A 20,729-nucleotide genomic window follows, 5' to 3' on the forward strand; every position below is an offset into this window, starting at 1 on the left:
ATGTCACATCAAGCAACCAGCTCCGAATCAGCGCTGAATAGTCGACTAGTAAAGTGGAGCTTTGACGAAATCAAACAAGGTCAATTATGGCCGATCGCCATTTCACTGACTTTGATTATTGCTTGCATTTTCGGCCTCGCCGCACTGGCAGAGCGAATGGAGCAAGTGATTGTAAAGCAGGGAAAAGATGCATTAACAGCGGATAGTATTTATATATCGGCGAATCCCATTACGGAACAAAACACACAATTTATCGAAAGTTCGGGCCTTGAGAAGTCATGGTATACGCGTTTTGCGACCATGTCATTTAGTGATACAGGCATGCAGCTTATTACGGTCAAAGCCGTGGATTCGAAGTTTCCTTTGCGAGGCACACTAACTTTAGGATCTAACCAAGGCACACAACATCGCGTTCGAGAAGGCGAACTGTGGCTTGATAGCCGAATTGCTGAGCAGCTTAATGTTTCGCAGGGTGACGTTGTCACTATAGGTGACGCAGAACTTGCGGTAAGCGGAGTTATATTAGAAGAGCCTGGCATCAGTTTTAATCCTTTCCAACAAATGCCGACCGCCTATATCCATCAGACTTCGGTTGATCAAACCGGTGCAGTCCAACTTGGGAGTCGTGTTCAATTCCGTGCCTATCTGATGGGTGAAGAATCCCAAATCGATGCATTGAAGAGCCAGATTGAGTTGACGCCTAGTGACCGCTGGCGTGATCAATCGTCAGGCAGTAGGACGAATGATATTTTCGATAGAACCACTCAATACTTGTCATTAACGGTCGCGATAATCATCATCATGGCAGCAACAACCTTAGTGTTAACCTGTCAAAACTACGTACAAAGCCGCAGGCAAACTGTGGCAATGCTTAAAAGCTTAGGTGCTAGTAGGCGGTGGTTGGTTCGCTGGCTTTCTATCCAAACACTGCTGTTACTCAGCATGTCAGTGATGGCGGGGTTACTGCTGGGGATGGGACTAGAGACGCTGCTTCGAGTACCGTTGACCGATTTGCTGCCCGATCCACTCCCTAGTTATGGCGTTAGGCCTGCTTTGATAGCCATTACTTCTAGTGTTCTTATTGGTGTCCCGGCGCTGGGCATTCCTCTTTATAAGCTTATTTCTGTTTCATCGGTTGAGGTGCTTCAAAGTGCTGATGAGCAGCGGGGAGGCTGGATTTACCTGCTAGTTTTGGTCCCTATCATTCCACTGCTTATTGCGTATCGTGATAACAATCTGGTGTGGATTGTTCTTGCGGGAATTGTCGGCCTGTTTATGGTGTTGGCGGCGATTAGCGTGCTATTTACATTGCTCCTTAGTCGTTTGTCGCTCCCAATCTCGATGAAACTTGCGGTCAGTCGAATCAACCGAAGTAAACGTCATACCGGATTGCAATACGGGGCGCTTGGGTTGTCACTCATGTTACTTACGACGATTTGGCTAGTAAGAAACGATTTATTGAGTGATTGGCAGCGTACCTTGCCAGCCGATGCACCCAATGCATTTGCGCTTAATATTGCTGAATATGAGAAGGACGCATATTTGGAAGCGCTCGATAGTAACAGTATTGACCGCTCTCAAGCCTTTCCTATTTCTCGTGGTCGATTGACCCTCATTAACGGAGAAGATGCTCAGACGAGGCAAAAAGCGGGCATAGAAGAAGAGGATGCTCTGAGCCGCGAGCTTAACTTCACTTATGCGGATGTCTTGCCAGACTACAATGAGGTGCTCGAAGGAGAGTGGACGCAAAGTGCTGGTGTCTCGGTAGAGCAAGAAGTCGCGAAAAATCTCGGCCTCAAACTCGGTGATGAGCTTGGATTTACCATTAATGGCCAACAGGTGACTGCGGTTGTTAACTCAATACGCTTCGTAGAGTGGCGTGATATGAAACCAAACTTCTATTTCATTTTTACGCCGGATGTGCTGGAAAACATACCAAGCGCATGGCTTGTAAGCTTTAGACTTGCAGAGAAGGATGACGATTTGATAGCGGGGCTATCTCGGAATCACCCAACGGTAAGTTTGATGGATATTCGCTTAATGGGAGAGAAGATCCAAGGTCTACTTAGCCAGATTGTTTGGTCGATTACCGTTTTGGCGGCCTTAGGCGTACTGTCAGGTGTTTTGCTCATCTTTACTTTGCTTAGATTGAGTCTGTCTCAACGTCAGGCAGAGATACGTCTATACCGTACCCTAGGTGCAAGTAGAAAAAGGATCGTTCGGACTATTTGGGCGGAGTATGGGATCATGGCGATTACCGCGGGGTTTGTTGCGACATTAGGGGCAGAACTGGTCGTAGGATCGATCATGACGATCGGGTTTGACTTGCCTTGGAGCTGGCATTTATCCACTTGGTTCATGGTACCCGCAATCGCTTTCGTGACATTAGCACTGGTTCTTTTTTCATTGATACGACAGATGCTTACTACTACTCAAGAGCAGTTTGCCTAATACTTAGCCACCGTTTTTGTTAAGTTATCCACAAAAACGGTGGATAAAGTTTTGGATAACTCAAGAGTATTCTCAGGGCCATAAATCGTTAGCCTTTTATTTGTCGGTTGTGGCGGGTCATCTTATTGTCATCAGGCTGTCAGAAAACTTATTCACCGATTAACTGTCAAGGGAAAACATCACAAAAAATGGGATTTTTTTTAGTCTTAGATACGGCTAAAATGTCGCATCTTTATCACGCCAATCTATAAGAAATGAGTCAAGAATTCGCAAAGGCGCAGAGTGGTCAACGAGTGGCCATCATTGGTGGGGGCGTTGCTGGCTCAACCGTCGCATTATACCTTGCCAAACAGGGTCTAGATGTCACTGTGTATGAGAAGAACCCGCGTCTTGTCAGTGGACCACCCATTTGCCATTTGCATGCTGGTGGCAATCTATATCGTGAAATTTCGGAGCAGCACTGTCTCGACTTACTCCAACAGTCGATTGAGTTTGTGCGCTTTTTTCCATCCGTAGTTAATGAACGCCCTACAGTAATAGCAGTGCCGCAGTCTGACGAAGGCGAGCCAGTCGCCTTATTACCACGCCTTAAGGTGCTTCGTAATGCTTACGCGAAACTCGTTGATGCAGATAGCGCCAACCAAGTGCTCGGTGCACCGGATGATTATTATCACGAATTCGATCAGCAAACATTAGTAGCTTTATCCACAAAGCCGACACCTAAAATACCACTAACTCTCGAAGATTGGCTGATACCCTTTGCTAAGCATGCGGATCTAGAAAAGCTCAAATACCCCGTCTATGTAGTTCAAGAATATGGATTAAGCCTGTTTCGTGTGGCGTCGTCAGTAGAGTTATGGGCGCAGCAAATTGATACGTTGCATACACACATTGGCGTGAGAGTTAAACAAATACGCGACAAAGGTAATAAGTACGAAATCGAGCTCGCAAACGGGGAGACTCAGTCGTTTGATTTTGTCGTTAATGCCTGCGGCTTTCGCACAGGCACCATCGATGATCAACTTGAAAAGCCTCGCCAAAGACTGGTTGAATTCAAAGCAGCCTATGTGACTAAATGGGCCCAGCATCAGGATGAGAAGTGGCCAGAGGTCATTTTTCATGGCAAACGTGGCACACCACAAGGTATGGCACAGTTGACGCCATACCCGGGTGGGTATTTTCAGCTTCACGGAATGACTAAGTCCATAACGCTGTTTGATAAGGGGTTGGTGCAGTCGACAGAGGGGACATCGCAACCCCAGCTTCCGAAACACTTAGTGGACAAGATTGACCATGGCTGGCCATCACAGGTTCAAACCTCGCGCTCACAAAGCGCCATTCAGCACGTTGCTCAGTATGTACCAAAATTTTCTTCCGCAGAGCCTGCCGGAAAGCCTTTGTACGGTGCACAACAAATTCCAGGGCAGGAGCCCAGTCTTCGCTCTGCTGATGTGAGCTTCGATGGCGCTCGATACGCACGGTTAGAAATTGTCAAAGCGTCATCAGCGTTGCTCGCAGCCAAAAAGATAATGACTCATTGGTTTTCGGAGCATGGCGAGCACGGCAACGATTACACAGCGTTGGAGCCGAACGAAGTTGAGCAGGTCGCAAAGCGCATTGCGCGTGACCGAGGCTACCCGGAATCGCTCGCTGTTGCCTACTAATCTACGCCTAATTCATTGGTTTATAACGATTAGAGAAAATAAAGAGTCGCAAATTCGCACTGATTGCATATAATCGCTTTAGAGAAACACAAGGAATTTATCATGAACGTATTAGTAACGGGTGGCGCAGGCTACATCGGAAGTCACACATGTGTGCAGTTGATTGAAGCCGGTATGACGCCGATTATTTTCGACAACCTGTACAACGCTAAATCAGCGGTGATTGATCGCATTGAGAAGATCACGAAACATCGCCCAGTGTTTGTGAGAGGTGATGTGCGTGATAAGCAAGCTCTTGTCGAAGTGATGACAGCACACAACATAGATTCCGTGATCCACTTTGCCGGTCTGAAAGCGGTCGGTGAATCTGTTGAGAAGCCTCTCGAGTACTACGATAACAACGTTAATGGCACCCTGGTACTGGTTGATGCAATGCGTGAAGCGGGCGTGAAGCATATCGTATTTAGCTCTTCAGCAACGGTTTACGGCGATCCAGCGTCTGTGCCAATTACCGAATCTTTTCCAACCAGTGCGACCAACCCTTATGGCCGCAGTAAGTTGATGGTGGAAGAGTGTTTGACTGATTTTCACAAAGCAAACCCAGACTGGACGATAACGTTATTGCGTTACTTCAATCCGGTCGGTTCTCATCCTACAGGTGAAATGGGTGAAGATCCTCAAGGGATCCCAAATAACCTAATGCCATTTGTGTCACAGGTGGCGGTAGGGCGCCGTGAATGCTTGTCTGTATTTGGTAATGATTACCCAACACCAGATGGCACTGGAGTGCGTGATTATATTCACGTTATGGATCTGGCCGATGGTCATATTGCTGCTCTAAAAACCTTAAATGGTCAAGAAGCACTGTCAATTTATAACCTAGGTACGGGCAACGGTAGTAGCGTGCTTGAAATGGTGAAAGCATTTGAACAAGCTTCAGGTAAACCAGTTCCTTACAAAGTAGTCGAACGTCGACCAGGTGATATCGCGGAATGCTGGGCAGACCCGAGTAAAGCCAATCAGGAGCTTGGTTGGAAAGCAACGCGTAGCCTCGTGGATATGACGAAAGATGGGTGGCGCTGGCAATCGCAGAATCCGACTGGTTATCCAGATTAATCTAGACGTTTGTCGCAGAAAATTAACAAAAGGCGCTAAAAGCGCCTTTTTTTGATCCATGTCGCCTTATTTATTGAATAAAAAATATCATATTGTTGAATTTTTGCTAAAATGGTTCTAGCACTTAATTTAAACAGTAAAATTAGTCTTAAACCACAAGGGGACTCCATGGAGTTAGCACTCATCATTACTTTCGTTGTAGCCGCGGTTGTAATGGTTAAGAAAGAAATGGCTGCAAAATAATCTTCATTCATACATTTTATTTACAAATCTTTTAACTGAATGAAATTATTAACAAAAACCGACGAAAGTCGGTTTTTTTATGCGTGAAATTTGCGTATTCAACGATAAACTTTTCTTATCGTCACGACCAAAAACTATCGTTTTATTTTTTGCAGCTAAACTCTTAAGGTGCACGCTCTTCCGGTCGTTCGTAACCGGCTTTTCACACTCATAAAACAATATACCTTAAAGAGGATACTGCCATGCGCATTGCGATTCTATCTCGCAACGAAAACTTGTACTCAACTCGTCGCCTAAAAGAAGCAGGGGAAGCGAGGGGACATCAAGTGGATATCATTGATACCCTGCATTGCTATATGGATATTACTAGTAGTAACTCTAAAGTCCGTTATATGGGTGAGGAGTTGCCTCAGTACGATGCGGTGATTCCACGAATTGGTTCATCTATTACTTTCTACGGAACCGCTGTGGTTCGTCAGTTTGAAATGATGGGCACTTTCTGTGTTAACGAGTCCGTAGCGATTAGCCGTTCTCGTGACAAGCTGCGCTCATTACAGCTGTTATCACGTAAAGGCATTGGTCTGCCTCGCACTGGTTTTGCAAGCAAGCCAGACGATATACCAGATTTGATTAAAAACGTTGGCGGTGCGCCACTAGTTATCAAGTTACTTGAGGGTACTCAGGGCATAGGTGTGGTACTCGCAGAGACACAAAAAGCCGCAGAAAGCGTTATCGAAGCTTTCATGGGTCTAAAAGCCAACATTTTGGTTCAAGAGTTTATCGAAGAAGCTAACGGCGCTGATATTCGTTGTTTTGTTGTCGGTGGAAAAGTGATTGCGGCAATGAAGCGACAAGCTGCCGAAGGTGAATTCCGTTCAAATCTGCATCGTGGTGGTACGGCTCAGCTAGTCAAGCTCACTAAAGAAGAGCGTGCAACAGCAGTAGCCGCTGCTAAGGCGATGGGGTTGAACTTGTGCGGGGTGGATATCCTTCAGTCAAAAAATGGTCCAGTGGTTATGGAAGTCAACTCATCACCAGGCCTAGAGGGAATTGAGAACGCGACAAGTAAAGATGTGGCGGGCCTTATTTACGAGTTTATCGAGAAAAATGCCAAGCCGAACAACAATAAAACGAAAGGACGTGGTTAAAAATGGCAAAAGAGCTTGTCATAGCGGGTGTAGAAATACGCCCAGGTGAGCGTAAAGAAATCGATATCCCAGTTGCGAAATTATACACGGACGCGGAAGTAAGTATCCCAGTCCAAGTCATTCGCGCAAAGAAAGAAGGGCCAGTGGTGTTTGTGAGCGCCGCTGTCCACGGGGATGAGTTAAATGGCATAGAGATTATTAGTCGCCTCATTGCAGAAAACTTAAAACTGCAATGCGGTACTTTGATTTACGTGCCTATGGTCAACGTGTATGGCGTACTCAACCAGAGTCGTTATATGCCGGACCGCCGAGATCTAAACCGTTGTTTTCCTGGTTCAAAGAAAGGGTCGCTGGCAGGACGTCTAGCGCATACTTTCCTAGAGAGTATTGTTTCTCATTGTGACTATGGTATCGACCTGCACACAGGCGCTATTCATCGTTCTAACTTGCCTCAAATTCGCGCAAACCTAGAAGATGAAGAGACGAAGCGTCTTGCCGAGGCGTTTGCCGTGCCAGTTTTACTCAATGCCAACATTCGCGATGGCTCATTGCGTGAAGCGGCAGTTAACCACGGTGCTCGCGTTCTGCTTTATGAAGCTGGTGAAGCACTACGATTTGACGAGTTGTCTATCCAGACAGGTGTAAAGGGCGTGCTTCGCGTGCTCAAAGCACTAGGAATGATCCGAAAACGCGTATCGAAGGCAAAAACGGAGCCGTTCATTGCCAACCGCAGTGACTGGACTCGTGCCGATGCAAGTGGATTCGTTAAAGAATATGTTCAACTAGGCTCTATGGTCGAAAAAGGCGAGGTCCTAGCCGACATTAACGGCCCGCTTGGTAACAATATCGGTCAGGTTACATCAAACCGCACTGGTATCATTATCGGCAAGCAAAACATTCCTCTGGTTCAAGAAGGGGAAGCTATGTATCACATTGCGTATTTTGGAGATAACGCAGAAGAGGTATTCGAACACATCGAAATCATGCAAGAGTCGATTGTTCCAGTAGAACCGAGCATGTAACACTATGCCAAACACATATAACGACAGAATGATCATTGGCAACTTAGAAGTGTGTAGCCTTCCTGAGTTGGGTATTTTTGATTTAGAAGTACGCATTGATACGGGTGCAAAAACCTCTTCGCTTCACGTAGACAACTTACAACGTGTGAAACGAGATGGTCGTTTATACGTTCAGTATGACTTGCATCCAGACATTTATCATTTGGATGAAATCGTACACTGTGAATCGTTAATTTACGACTCTAGACGTATCAAATCATCTAACGGTGACTCAGAGCAGCGCTGCGTTATCCAAACCTTGTTCAGACTTGGTGATAGAGAGTGGCCAATTGAGATCACTTTGAGTAATCGTCAAGATATGTCTTATATGATGTTGTTAGGACGTGAAGCGATGATCGATAAGGTATACGTCGATCCAAGCCGAGCGTTCCTGATTGATTAGACAGTCAGCCGAACAAATCATCTTAGCCGCCTTAGGGCGGCTTTGTCTTGCGCGCCTATTTTTCACAACGTTCAAGTTCTCGGAGGACATTAAAGATTGAAACTTAGGTTCTATTAACGTGGCTACCGAACAAAAGTGTGGAACAACGTTTGAAACTATCATTTGCCCCTTTTCTCGTTTCAAACCCAACAAATAACAGCGTCATTCCCTTGAAAAAGGGAATCTCATTCAGCGCGTCGCGAAGCTGATTTACGCGACTTAGTCGAAGGTTTTCAGTTACCTACACGCGGCAGGAGATCCTCACGTTCGTGAGGATGACGGCTACTGGGGCATGTTTGAAATGAAGAGATGTATAGCATTTCTGTCCAAAAACGATTTTGAGATTAAACAATCTTTATCAGGAGCAGTGCTTACCCTGTAAGTCGTGCTCCCCCAAAAGTTTCGAGCTTTATTGTCAGTTTTCGATCTTTGCTGTCCACCGATACAAGTTTCCATTGGAATAGTTTGTACTATAGAAATTCTAAATACGGTTTAGCTGAACGATAGGCAAAAAAAAGCAGAGCACTAGGCTCTACTTTTGCGTTTAGGAGGAAAGATCACAATACTTATGCTGGCTCTAAAACGTCGTCGTTTTCCATATCGTAATCATAGTCTTTCGCAGTTTCGGTAAACTTAGATTTACTATTCAACGTATGGAAAGCTCGTCTTCCGCGTGCCAAGCGTACGTATTTAAGCCAGGTGTGTTCCAGTTTAGATTTCGCTTTGCTTGGGTTAACGATCACTTTTGTGAAGTGTTTTTCTTCGGCGTTTTCTGGAGTAATGTCACCACGTTCGAGTGCTAACATGGTTTCTCCGTAAGTCACCAAGATGTCTTCTTCAATCAGTGTAAAGTCACCCGATTTCGCGAATCCGCGTGGGAACTTTACTGCATCATAAAAACGTTTCTTGCCGTGGCGAAATTGAGTTTCAGTCATAGAGACCTCAAAGCAAATAGGTAGTAAAGCAAGGTAATTCAGGGGGCTCTTTGCGATCCAAAGATGCCGAGAAGCCTTAGAATCCCGTGTTGGTTCGATGCTGAAAATAGTTGGAAATGGACAATAAAGAAAACGAATTGTTTTTGTCGAAGTCACAAATTTTCTTTATGCTTAACTAAGCTTATTTGTGTAAGAATACGTGGCTAACCAGAACGTTAGCTCAACCTATTAGAAATATCTTAAGAGTCATATTATGGACGTAAAAGTATTCCAAACCTTCCTTGAAGTCGCAAAGGAGAAACATTTTGGTCGCGCATCCGAAAACCTCTACATTACACAGGCGGCGGTGAGTGCGCGCATCAAGCAACTTGAAGAATACTTTGATACGCGATTGTTCACCCGACATCGTAACAACATCCAATTGACCTCTGCTGGCCAAAGGCTAGTGGGTTATGCCGAAGTGATGGTGTCGACGCTTAAGCAGGCGACATTTGATCTGTCTCTTGAGAGCAATAAAGCATTGCAACTCACGCTTGGTGGCACACCTAATATTTGGGATGCGTATTTGCAAAATGGCTTGAGTGTGGTCACGGATTCTTTGACCGGCTATGGCTTTGTTGCTGAGTCTCTAGGTCGCGAACAATTAAACCGAAAACTACTGGAGCGTACTCTGGATGTAGCTTTCTCCTTCGATCCATTCAAGGTAGAAGAATTTAAAAGCCATCAAATTGCCGAGCTGCCGTTGATACTCGTGTCTACAGAGCCAAGCAATATTGAATCGGCGTTTAATAACAAGTATGTGTATGTCGATTGGGGCACTCAGTTCGCGTTTGAGCATGCCGATCGTCACCCAAATATTCCAGCGCCGTACCTGCGCACCTCAACGGGTCGTATTGCACTGGATTTTGTTTTGGAAAAGGGTGGTTGCGCCTATCTACCTGCGTCGCTGGTTGAGCCGTTCATTGAGTCTGAGCAGCTATTTAGAGTCGAGGGAGCGGATGAATGGGCACGACCTTTGTACATAAGCTATCGTAAAAACAGCACCTCACTAGAGGCGATATTACAAGTTGAATCACTCATCAACACAGTTGAGCCAACCACCTCATTCGTCGTACAACAGGCGGGTGAAAGTGTGGAATAAAGTTGTTATAAAAGCCTCTTGCTAGAGGCTTTTTCCTTCGGCGTTAGAGTTAATCAAATCGCTTTTCAGGGATGTCAATGTCTTGCCAAACGGCATCAATGAGCCCATACAGCTCGACAATGATTTTCTTATTGGGGAGTGAGCTAATTATCATTTTTGACTCTAATTTACGCTCTGCGGCTTGTACCGCGCTTCGGGTTGCTTTGCCGCCAACTTTCTTTACAAACGCCTGAGAAGCTTCACTGTAAATCCCTCGCTGCGCATGGAGCAATAGCAAGACCGCCTTGTCAGTTTGCGTTAAGTTCTTAACGATGTCCTCATGTCCTTCTTCGGCACGAATCGCTTCTCTGATAAAATTAACACCTTGGTTAAGCGTTCTTTGGTTGGCGACCAGTTCACGCATTAGGTTTATTATCCAGTGTGGTGAGTGATCAATTTCGTTCCAGAAGTCGAGCAGCTCCAAGCGGTTAATATGAATGTTATAAGAATCCTTGAGCCGGTTTGTGCAATGTTCAATGAAACCGTCATCAATCACAGGAAATTCGTTCACTTGTGCAGACTGATAGAAAGGCACTTTATCGTCTTCAAAAGCCGCTTTCATGCCTGTCCTGCTCGAACCAGTGAAGATCACGGTAATTCTAGAGCTGTAAGAGTCGAACAGGGTTCTCAGGGTGTAAAGGAAGTTATCAAACGCACTCGATGTAGAAAGGTGTTGGAACTCATCCAATATGAAAACCACCTTAGAACCGCCGGCAGCCTCTATCACGGATTTAAGAAGACTCTTAATGTTGAGTAGGTCCGCGTCGCTCGCCGATCTTGGTTTGAATTCCAGTTCAACTTTGGCTATCTGATTGCCAATCGCGAGTTTTTTAATTTCTGTATTGAGGAGCCGCTTCAGCGCGCCTTCTTGCTTTATTTCATCAAGAGCGCTTGCCAGTTGCTCAGCGAATTCGGTATGAGGAGCGCTCTTGTTGCCCCACATGTTGATATAGATAGGCAACAGACCGTTGTTGATAAGCTCTGGGCTTAAATCACTTAAGAAGAACGACGTTTTGCCAATCCTGCGCGTACCTAAGTACACCATTCGAGAAAATAGCGTGTCTTTACACATATTTGTTATGTGTTGCGCTAACACTGGGCGGTGATAAAACCATGGGTCTGAATAAGGAATGTAACTGGGCTTACTCATAGTGGTATGACTCGGTGTACTCTTCATTAAAATTCACTATAGCATAATGAATTCATCAAGTCGTGATGAATTCGGGTGAAGTTTAGCAGAACTGCGGCAGTAAAACACGAGAGGGCAAGCCAGAAAGGGAAATGGTACTCGCATAAAAAGAAACATCCCCGCTTGAGCGAGGATGATGTCGGTTTGCGATTAAGTATCAATGCGTGACACTAGATGCGCTCAGCTAGGTAAGCGTCATAGTCTGGAATTTCAATGTCCACTTCTTGGGAAAGTAGGTTAGATTCAAACAGGAAGTTTGCTGTAGCGCGATTGGTAGCGACCGGGATGTTCCACACGCTCGCTATACGCAGTAGCGCTTTTACATCTGGGTCGTGAGGAACGGCATTGAGTGGATCCCAGAAGAAAATCAACATATCCAGTTTACCTTCAGAAATGAGTGCGCCGATCTGTTGGTCGCCTCCCATTGGGCCGCTAATCATACTTTTGATCGCAAGCCCTGTCTCTTTGCTGAGCATGTTTCCTGTTGTGCCAGTGGCATATAGAAAGTGACCTTGTAACTTCTCTTTATTTTCTTTGACCCAGCGAAGCAACTCTGGCTTGTAGTGATCGTGGGCAACCAGTGCGATGTGCTTGTGTGCCGGCATTGTGCGAATCGTTTTCTGCATTTAACTCGTGTCCTAATTATCTATCTTCTAATTCCGATTTTTCTAATTCGAATAAACATGAATGACAGTCACCATACTCATTTGAATTAGCTACTGTTAAGCCATTGATATGCATATCAAGCTTTATACTACGCATGGCCGCCTGAGCCCGCAATTAACATAATTGATATCTGTGACAATTAATGCTCTTCAACACTAAAAATAGGCCTGAACGCACTGGGCGACAAGGACTCTGCGATGACTTGCTCATCAAGAGAGGTAGGTGAGAGCACTTCAATGTTAGGGGCCAGGTCGACTTGGTAGGATTCACCGCGTAAATAGTGCGTAGCCTGCCGAATAGACAATTGACCTTGCTCTACCATTTTGTCAGTAGGTGCGAGTTCGACTTTGTTTCGAAGTAGCCCACGGTAGACACCGTGACTGAGGTAAATCGACAGCAGTTTAATATTGGAATGTTCTGGCTGGGCGCGAAGCTCGCTGATGGCTGCTTCTATGGCGACCGCACTGCCGACGATATAGTCAAGCTTGGGGTAGGTTTCAATGATCTCCTGAATAAGGTTACGTTGTAACTCTTTGTCGTTGTCAGCCCAGCGGGTATTCACCACATTTACGTTGCTGTTTTTTATGGCTTCCAGAAAACCAAGAATGACGGGTTTAGTACCGCCACTCGATTCTGGCCCAGGTAAAAAGGCCACATCCACTTGACCACTGCCTTTCGGGTGTTGATTCGCTAGGTGCTCGCCAACTTTATATCCCATCCAATACCAATCAACGCCAACGACGCCTTTGACATGCTGACGCTGCGTTTTATCGACAATCAGGTGATTCACTGTCGCGAAAACCGGCGTATCGTGTGTGTACTGGCTTAAATCGTCACTGAATGCGGTAGGCGAGACTGTACCAAGAATGATGGCATCTGCGCCCCATTGTCGGCAGGCAACAAGCTGAGCACGTTGTTTATCGATATTGGGATAGCCTCCAGACTCTAACACCTTAAGCGTAACGTGTTGTTTTTCCGCCTCGGTCACCATGCCGTAATTAACGGATAGCCAATAAGAGTCTTTAAGATGAGGGTAGATTGCACACACTTTCTCGGCTCGCGAAGTGGCCTTAACCGGGGTTGCCTGGGCTTGATTGATAGCCGATTGACTACCGCTGGCAATCAGTAGCGCACAAATTGTAGAAAAAAAGTGAGTCTTATTAGGCATATCGTCAACGTTTAGTGGTATCTAGCTCTGCTACACTGCAAAATATAGCGTAATACAGTCCAATGAGCCTCGGCAAGCGCTAAGTGTCGGTCAGTGGGCGTATTTTTGTGGTAAGCGCAGTTCTCTCTGGTTTCGAACTATTATCAGATAGTGGCCTAGACGGTAACAAAGCAAAATGTAATGGAGTGGGTATGTTGCTCTCTAAAGCCAGTATTGGCCGTAAGTTGTTATTCTCTTTTCTGGTAATGGCACTGCTAGTGCTGTTGTCGACGGCGATTGGTGTTTCTGGTTTTTCATTTGTGGCCAAAACGGAGCGCAATGTTGTCGACACGGCGATCCCATCAATGCTAGAAGCACGCGAAGTGTCAGAGTTAAGTTCACGTATTATCGCCTCAGTACAGGTGCTGTCTAACGCAAAAACCAAACCTCAGCACCAAGAAGCAGGGCGTGTTTTATTCTCTCGTCTTGAGTCTTTGCTCCTGCACATAAAGTCTCTGGGCTCAGATTCTTTTGATTCCCAACTGCTCGATAGTCTTGAACAAACAGTACAGTCAATCATTGATAGCCTGGCGGAATTAGGCAGCTCTGTTGAGCAAACTATCACATTAGACCAATCTATTTTAGAGCAGACAACTCAGTTGCGAGTTCAAGCAGAAGAGTTAGAGCAGCTGACCCGCACTCAAGTTCTCAATACCAGCACCATCGCTGTCGCTAATGTCACCCACATATATGGACTATTGGAAAAGGAAAAAAAAGCGGAGGCACTTGATGCTCTAGACAGTTTGGTTGAAGTCGATCTTGATTTGTCAGAGCGATTGCATGAGCTGCACCTTCTCGCGTTTAAAACGTTAAACCAAATTGAAGAAGCGAGAACGGTATCCGACCCCGGACGTATTGAGGAATTGCAGCGTCAGTATCAAACCAATATCAATATTATGCAAAGGCGTGTACCAGGCGTCGAAGATCCAACACGCTCTAAACAAATGGCTTCGCTTCTGGACGAACTGTGGTCAGGAAAAACCATTTTTACGTTACTTAAGCAAAAACATAATGAAAAACAGCGCTCACAAAGTTTAATGCAAGAGACGCTGGAGCTGTTTACTCGATTAAATGAAACCATTTCAAAACTCGTTGACCAATCCAATGCAGCGACGACGGTCGCTGTAGCCGATTTGTCCTCAACGTTGAAGTACGCCCAATGGACGTTAGCGATACTCTCCATCATAGGCTTTGTCGTTGTAGTTTTGATCGTCTGGCGCGTGGTGTATGTCTCTGTGGTGAAAAGATTGGCCGAGTATTCTAGTGCATTACTATCGATTGCGAAAGGCCAGCTTAATGTCGATGTTAAAGTAAAAGGGAATGATGAGCTCGCGCATATGGGGCAAGCGATCATTACAGCTCGTAACACCGCACAAGCACTCAAGGTGGTTGCTGAAGCGGAAGTGAAAGCGAAAAAAGAACTTGAGAACCACAAAAACCAACTCGAACAGATTGTTACGGAACGTACGCTACAGCTGCAGACCAGCAACGAAAAACTGAACCAAGAGGTGTTGAATCACGCCAAAGCACGGAATGCAGCCGAGCAAGCAAACCGTGCTAAATCGGCATTTTTGGCAACGATGAGTCACGAGATCCGCACTCCAATGAACGGTGTGCTCGGTACGGCGGCCTTGATGGAAGATACGTCTCTAAACACCCAACAACGGCATTATTTGCAAGTCATTAACCGCAGTGGACAGAATTTGCTGGCTATTCTTAATGATATTTTGGATTACTCAAAGATTGAGGCGGGTCATCTTGAAATCAGAAACAAACCATTCGATCTCTACCGAATGGTACAAGATTGCTATCAATTAATGCTGAGCAAGGCGCTCGAAAAGAATTTAGACTTTCGATTTCACATTGAGAATGATGTCTCAGACGTGTATTGCGGAGACGTTACAAGGCTTAGCCAAGTGCTCAATAACCTCGTTGGTAATGCCATTAAATTCACCCCTTCTGGTCAAGTTGATATATACGTTTCTCTCGACCCTGAAGATGAAAGTTGTGTGATGATTGAGGTCTCTGACACAGGGGTCGGTATTAGCCCAGATGATCAGCTCCACTTATTTGAGGCATTTACTCAAGCAGAGGGCTCCCATAGCGCAACTGGTGGTACTGGGCTTGGCTTGGCAATAAGTCAAAGATTGGTTCATGCTATGAACGGTCAGATTTATGTTGATTCGTATCTTGGAGAGGGAAGCCGGTTCTGGTTTGTGATTCCACTGGAGCAATGTGCGTTGGAAGGTCAAGAGATCAGCGCACCGATAGGTAGAACGGAAACCGTGAATGGCCGAGTGTTATTGATCGAGGATAACTCGGTTAACCTCATGGTCGCGGAAGGGTTTTTAGTTAATATGGGGCATCATGTTATAGCGGCAGAAACAGGTGCTGACGCCAAAGTGATGTTTACTGAACATGATTTCGATATTGTACTAATCGATATCAATCTTCCTGATTGTAGTGGCATTGACCTTCTTAAAGCGTTCAGAGAGATTGAGCGGAACAAAACAAGCGGTCAGTCAACGCCGATGATTGCAGTATCAGCTCATGTCTTCAATGAAGAGGTGGAGTCGTACCTTGATGCCGGATTTGATGGTTACCTACCAAAACCTGTCGACCGAGAAGATTTAAAAGAGACGATACAGCACCACCTTGCCAATAGGGTGACGACGTATTTACCTACCGAAGAGCTTCCTTCTCAGAGCGAGTTAGAATCACTGGAGAGCTCATCGGTGATAGAAGAAAAAGTGTTGCTTGAAGATTTGGCGATACTTGGCCATGACCGCGTGAAGAAAATCGTTGATGCGTTTATTGAATCCAGTCAGCAGACGATAGAGGAACTTGAGCAGGCTGCACAAATTGACGACGAAGGCGAGGTAAAAGCACTAGCCCATAAACTCAAAGGCAGTGCTGCGGCACTCGGGCTTACTCAATTGTTCGAGGTGTGCCTTGCCATAGAAACGGCGAATGACCATATTGGTCGATTACTCTCTTTATTGGAGCTTCTTATTCAATCAAGGCAGCAAGCAATAGAGCACCTAATCTCACTACTGGATAAAAACACAGGTTAGCGTTTTTCGTCACTTTTTTGACCTGATTTGAACAAGAAGATAGACAAAGGGCTCATATTGAGCCCTTTGTGATCATGCAGTTTAGTCTTCCCTCACCATTCATCATCAAGATAGGTTCGGTGTTCGACTGCATAGGGGTCATCATCTAACCCTTTGTTTGAGAGTCCTCTCAAGTGTTCGAGTTGGTGTTCCAACATATTGACGGTCTCGTAGTCACCGTCCGAACAGGCAACATAAATCTGTTGCTCGATGGCTTCAATGCTATCTTTAATGCTCATCTTACACCTCCTAAGAGTTCCCGCGAGCACCTATCTGTTCTCAAATCGATTATAGTCCAAGAGTCCAAATTCGATAGGTTGTGTTCGCTGGTAAAACTCATGAACTTGATCGCTAAATTGCCAGAAGTCTGGAGAACTACGTCTAACTGCATAATTGTCGAGCAGTTTTACATAGTCTTCTTCGCCTTTGATATTACGAAGAGCATTGACAAAATTTTCTATGTCTGACTCTTTGAGACTTAAATACGCACCGGGATAGCTGCCGATCACCCCGCGTACAAAGGTCAAATCATCATTTTTATAGTCACGGTTTTTCTCTTCTGAGAACAAGCTCGAGATATTGATATGTGCATTATTATGAAGCAGGGTAAACAGCTGTTGGTTGCCGTTTTCAGCTTCAATCATCACCATCACGATTTGTGGGACGGTCTCAAGGCCTTCACCTTTTATGTCATCGATGGTTCTAAGTAGCGCTTCATTTTCCGCTGAAAAGCCAGTATTCACGATATCAAAGCGGTCATGCAACACAGGAGACAACTGCTTCTGTATTTTGTCGTACAGCTCCTGTTTATAGTCCTCAGTAAGGTAAAGCACTTGAGTTGGCTGACTAAACGGTTGGATGTTGCGCTGTAAGAACTCACTAAATTGAGGGCTTTGTTCTTGATACCAGCTACTGAACTCTTTATGGCGAACCGTATTAGGAAGTAGGGCGAGGAAGTTACTTTCACCTTCCATACGCAAGAAGTCCATAAACATACGAGTAATCAACTGGTGGCCAAAGTTACCGTAAACATCAAACCCAGCGACCAACAAGTAATGGATACGTTCTAGCAAAGCGTAGTCGAGGATCCAGGCCGTTTTTGGAGGTGTGCCGACTAAACCTTGAACCACAGACGCGCTATCAAAATGACGGAATACGGTAAGTGCAGCATTGGGGTTATCACCATTGCCCGTCCAAAGTACATCGGTTGTCAGGTGTTTGCCGCCTTCGAACCACTTGTTCATAAACTCAGACTTGGCTTCCAAATAGCGAGTTTGTTGCTTGGAGTATTTCACCCAATTGGTAATAGGTACCGTATTGCTTTCAAGCTCACTCGGCAATTTTAGGTTGTCAGCTTGTTGTTGATAGAAAGCATTCACTTCCGGTAAGTCGGCTTTGTCTGGGTCCAGGAACAATACCCAAAAGCGATCATTAATTACGTTAAGAGCGAGCTGACCTCGGCACACTGGCCCTTTAATATACGCCATGATCGTATTCTGAGCGTTATCAAGCATGAACTTGAAACGCGCATTGACTGGTAGATCTTTAAAAGCAGTCATTGGATTTGCAGCTACAGCAATATCGTAACTTGGCAGTGTATTTACCTCATAGTCAGGCTTAATAAACCACTGGTACCATGATTCTAACCTGCGCGTATTGAGCGCGAAGGGCATATGAGTTTTGTCAACGATGGTGCTTCTAACGGGTACTAGGCGATAGTAGACGCGATCAACTCCCGGGTTATCATAAGGTCGGCGCGTGACCACTCTTTCAATCGGTTTGCCTGGTGGTGTTGTAGAACGAACGATGGTGAAAAAACGGCGTTCGGTTTCAACTTCAGAGAAGTAAAGATGCGCTAAATAGAGGTGCTCATAAATATAACGGGCCGTTAGTTGGTGTTTTAATGCGTCATGATTGAGCAGTTTTTCATACTCATTGACCAAGCTTTGTTCTTCATTCGTGAGCGGTAACGGCTTATTCATTTTTGCACCATTGCCGAGCCAACCGACCAAAGTTTGATATTCGTCGTTGCTAATGCCAGGCATACCAAATGGCATCCCCCATAACGGATAGTCAGCTTCGTACGAATCGTACTCTTCAATTGTCGGACAGACTTGCTCACGATCAATTGAAAAATCAAAACCTTCAAGTTGATCCGTTTCTGGTAGCGGATGACGAGCTTTTTGGGTCAGCATTCTAGCCACAAGACCGGCATCTAGATTTCCTGACAAAGATTGCTCACGTTCGTTAAGGGCGGGGAAAAAGCCGAGCTTACGCCATTCATAGGTCGTTTGGGCATCTTCAAACAAGCGTGTAGGCTGTGACGCAGTTAAACGTGTACCTTGATACACCAACTCTTTGCTTGAACCACGATCAATACCATCTACCGAAGATAGCTTGAGTTGGCAAGGCGCATCGTAACAGGCATGACATACCACACAACGATTGTCTATGATGGGTTTTACCTCAGAGAGGAAGAAGTCAGAGTCCGGAGAAGAAAGAGGAACGGTACGTTCTCTAACTTTGGGTTCACCAAATAACTGGTCATAGTTGAGGCCTGCGTAAGTAGCACACCCTGAAAAAACTAGGATAAGCAGGGTAAGTGAAAATCGTCTTAATGTCATAGTTAGCTCTCAATGCATCGCACACAGTGCGAGTGTTTCCTTTTGCATAAAGCTAATTTTCATGGATAACACGATAATTTTCCAACTCTAATTGGAAAAGAGGTGTTTGATAGCAGGGTAAGTAAACAAAAAAAGGCCTGACGATAAGTCGTCAGGCCTTTATGCGATATTTTTTAGCTTGAGCGTTATGCCGCTTTAAGCTCAGCCGCTTTCTGTTCAGAAATTGGTTTAGTCACCAGTGAGAGTACAACACATACGCCCATCATTACTGCAGAAATCGTGTACGCTAGGTTGTAACCACCACCATGAGTCATTGAGTAACCCACGATAGCTGCACCGATTGCGCCGCCGATACCCCATGACGTGTATAGCACGCCGTAGTTAGTGCCGTAGTTCTTAAGGCCATAGTATTCAGCCGTTAGCGATGGGAATACCGCTAGTAGTGTACCGTAACCAACTGCTGCAACCGCTGTACCGATAATCAACATGAACTCAGAGGTAAATGTTGAGAACAGTACCATGTTTACGCCTTGAAGGATGAACGCGAGCATTAGCGTACGAACACCACCGATCTTGTCTGAAAGGATACCTGCTGCGATACGACCGCCAGAGTTGAAGATAGCCAGTAGAGAAGCCAAGTAAACCGCATTTGGTAGGTTCGCTTGTACACTTGCAATGTTTGTGATGTTACCGATGATCATAAGACCGGCAGCTGCTGCAAATGCGTACATTACCCAAAGTGAATAGAACTGAGGCGTTTTAAGCATTGCTTTCCAGCTCATGTCTGCCGCTTTTTTCACTTGAACAGGCGCTTTACCCGCTTTTACTTTTGGCTCTTGTGGCTGATAACCCGCTGGTGGGTTGTTAATTGTTGCTGCAAGTGGTACTGCAACAACAAGTACGCCAACACCTAGCACCATAAAAGTAGAGCTAATACCCATAGAACCAATCAGAGAAGAGGTTAGGGGAGCTAGGTATACAGCTGCTAGACCAAAGCCTGCTGCAATTAAACCATTTACCATGCCTTTCTTAGAAGGGTGGAACCATTTCATTGCAGAAGGAGATAGACATGCATAACCAAAGCCGATACCAGCACCAGTGATCATGCCGAACGTAATGTTAAGCATCATTACCGATTGAGCAAAGCTTGATGCAATCATACCAAGGCCTGTTAACGTTGCACCCAGAATAAGGATGTTACGTGGACCCATACGGTCTTGAAGTACGCCAGCCACAAGAAGGCAGATAGAGAAAGTGATGGTTGCAATCGCATAAGGTGAAGAGGCATCTGCCGCGCTCCAACCCCATTCACTTACTAGGGCTTTGTTAAATACACTCCAAGCATACAGGATGCCAAGACAAAGGTTGATACAGAATCCTGCAATGAGGATACGCATGGCTTTATCAATCTTGCTCATTTTTGTTCTCTGATATGTCGAACAACGTTCGGGGGGTTAAACACTCAAATTTAGTTTGCGTTTATCAACAGATGACGCAAAGGAGCGCGGATTATAACCAATAATAATGTGATTGGAATCGATTTTTTCGATTTAATTCAATTAATTTATTGATGTAGCAGATATGTAAATTAGATATTAATTTGACGTATGAATTATTTCCCATCTTCGTGGGATCACAAATTTAGCAAGTATCAAAAAAAAATCTTATGTAAATACATTGTTACAACCGA

General features: G+C 45.2%; 15 protein-coding genes. 8 read left to right on the plus strand and 7 right to left on the minus strand.

The window, feature by feature from the left end; genetic code table 11:
- The 6 genes from AAA946_RS19130 (at position 1) to AAA946_RS19155 (ending at position 8,086) form a co-directional block, all read left to right on the plus strand.
- Positions 1 to 2,451, plus strand: coding sequence for an ABC transporter permease (locus AAA946_RS19130; protein WP_338166358.1), 2,451 nt, complete (start codon positions 1 to 3; stop codon positions 2,449 to 2,451).
- Positions 2,452 to 2,705: 254 nt separating this feature from the next.
- On the plus strand, positions 2,706 to 4,115 hold the full coding sequence (locus AAA946_RS19135) for an FAD-dependent oxidoreductase (RefSeq protein WP_338166359.1): 1,410 nt from the start codon (positions 2,706 to 2,708) through the stop codon (positions 4,113 to 4,115).
- A 102-nt stretch (positions 4,116 to 4,217) separates the two neighbouring features.
- Positions 4,218 to 5,231 (plus strand): UDP-glucose 4-epimerase GalE, encoded by a 1,014-nt coding sequence (gene galE / locus AAA946_RS19140; RefSeq protein WP_338166360.1) that lies wholly within the window; start codon positions 4,218 to 4,220, stop codon positions 5,229 to 5,231.
- 485 nt (positions 5,232 to 5,716) lie between these two features.
- Positions 5,717 to 6,622: a 30S ribosomal protein S6--L-glutamate ligase gene (gene rimK, locus AAA946_RS19145; protein WP_338166361.1), complete on the plus strand. Its 906-nt coding sequence runs from the start codon at positions 5,717 to 5,719 to the stop codon at positions 6,620 to 6,622.
- A 2-nt stretch (positions 6,623 to 6,624) separates the two neighbouring features.
- Positions 6,625 to 7,644 (plus strand): succinylglutamate desuccinylase/aspartoacylase family protein, encoded by a 1,020-nt coding sequence (locus AAA946_RS19150; RefSeq protein ID WP_338166362.1) that lies wholly within the window; start codon positions 6,625 to 6,627, stop codon positions 7,642 to 7,644.
- Positions 7,645 to 7,648: 4 nt separating this feature from the next.
- Positions 7,649 to 8,086, plus strand: a complete 438-nt coding sequence (locus AAA946_RS19155; RefSeq protein WP_112462695.1) for a putative ATP-dependent zinc protease — start codon at positions 7,649 to 7,651, stop codon at positions 8,084 to 8,086.
- 605 nt (positions 8,087 to 8,691) lie between these two features.
- Here AAA946_RS19155 and AAA946_RS19160 read toward each other — a convergent pair.
- Positions 8,692 to 9,060, minus strand: coding sequence for a DUF413 domain-containing protein (locus tag AAA946_RS19160; protein WP_338166363.1), 369 nt, complete (start codon positions 9,058 to 9,060; stop codon positions 8,692 to 8,694).
- A 253-nt stretch (positions 9,061 to 9,313) separates the two neighbouring features.
- On the opposite strand from AAA946_RS19160, the gene AAA946_RS19165 reads away from it, so the two are divergent.
- Positions 9,314 to 10,201 carry a LysR family transcriptional regulator gene (locus AAA946_RS19165; RefSeq protein ID WP_338166364.1) on the plus strand — a complete coding sequence of 296 codons (888 nt, stop codon included), beginning with the start codon at positions 9,314 to 9,316 and terminating at the stop codon, positions 10,199 to 10,201.
- Positions 10,202 to 10,250: 49 nt separating this feature from the next.
- Here the strand turns inward: AAA946_RS19165 and AAA946_RS19170 are convergent, their stop codons facing one another.
- The 3 genes from AAA946_RS19170 to torT form a co-directional block, all read right to left on the minus strand.
- Complete coding sequence (locus AAA946_RS19170) at positions 10,251 to 11,417, minus strand: ATP-binding protein (protein ID WP_338166365.1); 1,167 nt, start codon at positions 11,415 to 11,417, stop codon at positions 10,251 to 10,253.
- A 182-nt stretch (positions 11,418 to 11,599) separates the two neighbouring features.
- Positions 11,600 to 12,055, minus strand: coding sequence for a methylglyoxal synthase (locus AAA946_RS19175; protein ID WP_338166366.1), 456 nt, complete (start codon positions 12,053 to 12,055; stop codon positions 11,600 to 11,602).
- A gap of 179 nt (positions 12,056 to 12,234) precedes the next feature.
- A complete protein-coding gene (torT, locus tag AAA946_RS19180; protein WP_338166367.1) occupies positions 12,235 to 13,263 on the minus strand; it encodes a TMAO reductase system periplasmic protein TorT in 1,029 nt (342 codons plus the stop codon).
- A gap of 191 nt (positions 13,264 to 13,454) precedes the next feature.
- Between torT and torS the strand changes: the two genes are divergently transcribed.
- Positions 13,455 to 16,376, plus strand: coding sequence for a TMAO reductase system sensor histidine kinase/response regulator TorS (gene torS / locus AAA946_RS19185; RefSeq protein WP_338166368.1), 2,922 nt, complete (start codon positions 13,455 to 13,457; stop codon positions 16,374 to 16,376).
- A gap of 92 nt (positions 16,377 to 16,468) precedes the next feature.
- Here the strand turns inward: torS and AAA946_RS19190 are convergent, their stop codons facing one another.
- The 3 genes from AAA946_RS19190 to AAA946_RS19200 all read right to left on the minus strand — a co-directional run bounded on the left by AAA946_RS19190 (position 16,469) and on the right by AAA946_RS19200 (position 20,457).
- Positions 16,469 to 16,654 carry a hypothetical protein gene (locus AAA946_RS19190; RefSeq protein WP_338166369.1) on the minus strand — a complete coding sequence of 62 codons (186 nt, stop codon included), beginning with the start codon at positions 16,652 to 16,654 and terminating at the stop codon, positions 16,469 to 16,471.
- Between the two features lie 30 nt (positions 16,655 to 16,684).
- Positions 16,685 to 19,039 carry a fatty acid cis/trans isomerase gene (locus AAA946_RS19195; RefSeq protein ID WP_338166370.1) on the minus strand — a complete coding sequence of 785 codons (2,355 nt, stop codon included), beginning with the start codon at positions 19,037 to 19,039 and terminating at the stop codon, positions 16,685 to 16,687.
- A 185-nt stretch (positions 19,040 to 19,224) separates the two neighbouring features.
- Positions 19,225 to 20,457, minus strand: coding sequence for an L-lactate MFS transporter (locus AAA946_RS19200; RefSeq protein WP_338166371.1), 1,233 nt, complete (start codon positions 20,455 to 20,457; stop codon positions 19,225 to 19,227).
- Positions 20,458 to 20,729 lie beyond the last annotated feature (272 nt).

The organism is Vibrio sp. 10N (assembly GCF_036245475.1).
Taxonomy (GTDB): domain Bacteria; phylum Pseudomonadota; class Gammaproteobacteria; order Enterobacterales; family Vibrionaceae; genus Vibrio.

Coding starts and splice junctions, on each gene's coding strand:
- AAA946_RS19130 (WP_338166358.1), top strand. CDS start 1: ATGTCACATCAAGCAACCAGCTCCGAATCAGCGCTGAATAGTCGACTA.
- AAA946_RS19135 (WP_338166359.1), top strand. CDS start 2,706: ATGAGTCAAGAATTCGCAAAGGCGCAGAGTGGTCAACGAGTGGCCATC.
- galE (WP_338166360.1), top strand. CDS start 4,218: ATGAACGTATTAGTAACGGGTGGCGCAGGCTACATCGGAAGTCACACA.
- rimK (WP_338166361.1), top strand. CDS start 5,717: ATGCGCATTGCGATTCTATCTCGCAACGAAAACTTGTACTCAACTCGT.
- AAA946_RS19150 (WP_338166362.1), top strand. CDS start 6,625: ATGGCAAAAGAGCTTGTCATAGCGGGTGTAGAAATACGCCCAGGTGAG.
- AAA946_RS19155 (WP_112462695.1), top strand. CDS start 7,649: ATGCCAAACACATATAACGACAGAATGATCATTGGCAACTTAGAAGTG.
- AAA946_RS19160 (WP_338166363.1), bottom strand. CDS start 9,060: ATGACTGAAACTCAATTTCGCCACGGCAAGAAACGTTTTTATGATGCA.
- AAA946_RS19165 (WP_338166364.1), top strand. CDS start 9,314: ATGGACGTAAAAGTATTCCAAACCTTCCTTGAAGTCGCAAAGGAGAAA.
- AAA946_RS19170 (WP_338166365.1), bottom strand. CDS start 11,417: ATGAAGAGTACACCGAGTCATACCACTATGAGTAAGCCCAGTTACATT.
- AAA946_RS19175 (WP_338166366.1), bottom strand. CDS start 12,055: ATGCAGAAAACGATTCGCACAATGCCGGCACACAAGCACATCGCACTG.
- torT (WP_338166367.1), bottom strand. CDS start 13,263: ATGCCTAATAAGACTCACTTTTTTTCTACAATTTGTGCGCTACTGATT.
- torS (WP_338166368.1), top strand. CDS start 13,455: ATGTTGCTCTCTAAAGCCAGTATTGGCCGTAAGTTGTTATTCTCTTTT.
- AAA946_RS19190 (WP_338166369.1), bottom strand. CDS start 16,654: ATGAGCATTAAAGATAGCATTGAAGCCATCGAGCAACAGATTTATGTT.
- AAA946_RS19195 (WP_338166370.1), bottom strand. CDS start 19,039: ATGACATTAAGACGATTTTCACTTACCCTGCTTATCCTAGTTTTTTCA.
- AAA946_RS19200 (WP_338166371.1), bottom strand. CDS start 20,457: ATGAGCAAGATTGATAAAGCCATGCGTATCCTCATTGCAGGATTCTGT.